This window comes from Dietzia sp. SYD-A1 (assembly GCF_015356725.1).
Taxonomy (GTDB): Bacteria; Actinomycetota; Actinomycetes; order Mycobacteriales; family Mycobacteriaceae; genus Dietzia.
This window is the reverse complement of record NZ_JADDKI010000461.1, coordinates 1-3,637: the sequence shown is the minus strand read 5'-3', so window position 1 is coordinate 3,637 and position 3,637 is coordinate 1. Positions and strand designations below refer to the sequence as shown.

1 protein-coding gene is annotated in these 3,637 nt (G+C 73.0%); it reads right to left on the bottom strand.

Going from position 1 to position 3,637, the window contains the following annotated elements:
• Positions 1 to 2 precede the first annotated feature (2 nt).
• On the bottom strand, positions 3 to 3,637 hold a 3,635-nt coding region (locus tag IY392_RS15675), incomplete at its 5' end, for a Pls/PosA family non-ribosomal peptide synthetase (protein WP_194861709.1).

Genomic DNA, 3,637 nt, shown 5'->3' with positions numbered 1-3,637 from the left:
GCTCAGCCCCGCCAGGGTGCGATCGGATTGCCCTGCCAGCGGGTGCCCGGGGGGATGCGGTCGCCGCGCATGACCAGCGAGGCCGGGCCCACGGTGGAGCCGTCGCCGATCGAGGACGCCGGGAGCGCCACACAATGGCACCCCAGCGTCGCTCCGTCGGCCATCGTCACCCGGTCGATCTGCATGATGCGGTCGTGGAAGAGATGGGTCTGGACCACGCAGCCGCGGTTGACGGTGGCGCCGTCACCCACCGAGATCAGGTCGGCCTCGGGCAGCCAGTAGGACTCGCACCACACGCCCCGGCCGATGTGCGACCCGAGCAGACGCAGCATCGCGGTGAGGATCGGGGTCCCCGTGGCGGGCCGGGCCATCCAGGGCGCGGCGAGGAGCTCGACAAAGGAGTCGGCCACCTCGTTGCGCCACACGAAGGAGGACCACAGTGGCTGGTCGCCCGCGCGGATCCGGCCCACCAGGATCCACTTGGCCAGGACCGCGAGCAGCAGTGCCACCAGTCCGGCATACGCGAGCGTGACACCGGAGGTCAGCGCGGCCACGGTGAAACCCCACTCCCGGTGGATCAGCTGCATCACCACCAGGACGCCGACAAGCAGGAGGAACGAGAGCCACACCGGGACCAGGCGCAGGGTCTCCCACGCGGCACGGGCGACCTTCAGGCGCCTCGGCGGTTGGTAGGTGCGCGCGTCGCTCTCGCCGTCGGCCACCGCCCTGGGCAGCTTCTGCGGGGGCGATCCGAGCCACGACGTGCCCTTCTTGGCCTTCTGCGGCGCGGAGGACAGAACGGCGACCAGTCCACGCGCGGGGACCTTGCGGCCGGCGGACGCGATGCCCGAGTTGCCGAGGAACGCGCGTTTGCCGACCTGCGCCTGCTCGAGCCTCATCCACCCCGACCCCAGTTCGTACGGCGCGACCATCGTGTCATCGGCGAGGAACGCCCCGTCACGGACGGTGGTGAGAGAGGGGATGAGCAGGACGGTCGAGGCCTCCACGTCCTTGCCGATCGTCGCCCCCAGCGCCCGCAGCCACATCGGCGTGAGCATCGAGGCGTAGAGCGGGTACAGCCAGTTCCGGGCGGCGTCCATGATGCGCTCGCTGCACCAGGCCTGCCACGCGATGCGGGAGTGCACCGGATGGAAGCCTTCCCGCAGTCCCACCGACAGCACCCGCACCGACACCAGGGTGAGCGCGGCGAACAGCACGAGCGCGACCAGCGTCCCGGGCACCGACCACAGGGTCGCGCGCAGGAACAGCTGCCCGGGGGTGGCGGCGTTCCGTGCCCCCGCGGCCACCACCGCGAGTCCGGCGCCGAGCGCGATCAACGGCATCGCGCCGAGCGCCACCGCGGAGAGCTGATACACCAGGCTCCAGACGCGGTTGTGGGGTGCGGGCTCGGCCGGCCAGCTCGAGCCCCGCTTCCCCCGCTTGCGGGCCGGCGAACCCGCGTAGCGCTTGCCGGCCTTGACGGTGCCCACCACGGCGGATCCGATCTCCACGTGCGCGCCCCGGCCCACCACGGCGCCCGGCAGCAGCGTGGACCGCGCTCCCACCACCGCGTTCTCGCCGATCTCCACGGTCCCGACGTGCACCACGTCGCCGTCGACCCAGTGCCCGGCCAGGTCGACCTCCGGCTCGATGGAGGCGCCGTCGCCCACCGTGAGCAGGCCGGTGACGGGCGGCAGCGTGTGCATGTCCACCCCGTGACCGATCTTCGCGCCGAGCAGCCGCGCGAACGGGGTGAGCCACCCGGCACCCTCGAGGTTCGCGACCCCGGAGGCCTCGACCAGCCGCTCGGCCGCCCAGAGGCGCAGATGGACCGGTCCGCCCCTCGGGTAGGTGCCCGGAGTGATCCCGGCCGTGAGGGCGCGGCACAGCAGGCCCGTCACGAGCGTGCGGCCCGCGGGGAGCAGGAGGAGCACGGTGAGGATCCCGAGCGCCCACCACGAGACCGGTCGCGCCCAGGGGGCCCCCACGGACGCCGCGACGTTGTTGGCGATCCCCAGCCAGGTGAGCCACTGCAGTCCGGTGACCGTGAGCAGCGGGAGCGTGGCCAGAACCTGGACCAGTTGCGCACCGCGGCCGACGGGCCGCACGTGTCGCGGCTCCACGGCGGCCACCGGTTCGAGCTCGTCGAGGAACCCTGCGAAGTCACCGAGGCGTGGACGGTCGTAGATGTCCCCCACGGTCACGGCGGGGAAGCGCTCGCGGACCGCCACCACCACGTGTGCCGCGGCGAGGGAACCGCCGCCGAGGGCGAAGAAGTCCTCGTCGACCCCGGAGACGTCGGCGCCCAGGGCCGAGGACCATAGTTCGGCCACCCACGCGTCGGTGCCCTCCAGCTCCGTCTCCGCGGCCGAGGTCTGGGCCAGGGGCCACGGCAGGGCCGCGCGGTCGACCTTCCCCGAGGTCCGGGTGGGCAGCTCGTCGACCAGCGTCAGCCGGGGGACCACCCCCGCGGGTAGCCGGTCGCGCAGGGTCGCGGCGGCGTCGGCGAGGTCGAAGCCCGCCGGATCGTCCGCCACGAGGTAGGCCACGAGGACGGACTGACCGGCGTCGGACTTCTTCACCGCGGCGGCCCCGGCGCTCACGCCCGGCAGCGCGGAGACCGCGGTGTCGACCTCGCCCAGCTCGAGTCGGCGTCCACCGATCTTGACCTGGTCGTCGACGCGGCCGGCGAAATACAGACCATCGGCCTCGAGGCGCACGACGTCGCCGGACCGGTACGCGCGCTCCCAGCCGAGGGACTCCATGGGCGCGTACTTCTCGGCGTCCTTGTCCGGGTCGAGGTATCGGGCCAGCCCCACCCCGCCGATCACCAGCTCACCGGATTCGCCGTAACCGACCGGCATGCCCGTCGGGTCGACGACGGCCAGGTCCCACCCGTCCAACGGCAGGCCGATCGAGACCTCACCCGTGCCGTCCAGCCGCGCCGCGCACGCCACCACGGTGGCCTCGGTCGGCCCGTAGGTGTTCCAGACCTCGCGGTCTGCGCCGGCGAGTCGGGCGGCGAGTTCAGGCGGGCAGGCCTCGCCGCCGAGGATCACCAGCCGGATGTCGGCGAGCATCTCCTCGGGCCACATCGAGGCCAGTGTCGGCACGGTCGATATCACCGTGATCCCCCGGTCGCGCAACCACGGACCCAGGTCGAGCCCGGATTTGACGATCGACCGGGGCGCGGGCACCAGGCACGCCCCGTGCGCCCAGGCCAGCCACATCTCCTCGCAGGAGGCGTCGAACGCCACCGACAGCCCGGCGAGCACCCGGTCGCCGGGGCCGAGCGGGGCGCCGGTGAGGAAGATCCGCGTCTCGGCGTCCACGAACGCGGCGGCACTGCGGTGGGTCACGGCCACGCCCTTCGGCAGTCCGGTGGTGCCGGAGGTGAAGATGATCCAGCAGTCGTCGTCGACTCCAGGCCCCCGGTCCCTCGACGGGTCGGCCGGGCGGTGCGGGTCGGTGACCCGCATCCCCTCTGCGGTGTACACGGCCGCGACGCCCGCCTGGCCGAAGACCAACTCGGCGCGGTCGGCGGGATCGTCCACGTCCACGGGTACGTACGCCGCGCCCGCGGCGAGCGTCGACAGGATCGCCAGGTACAACTCCACGCCGCCCGACGGCATGTGGA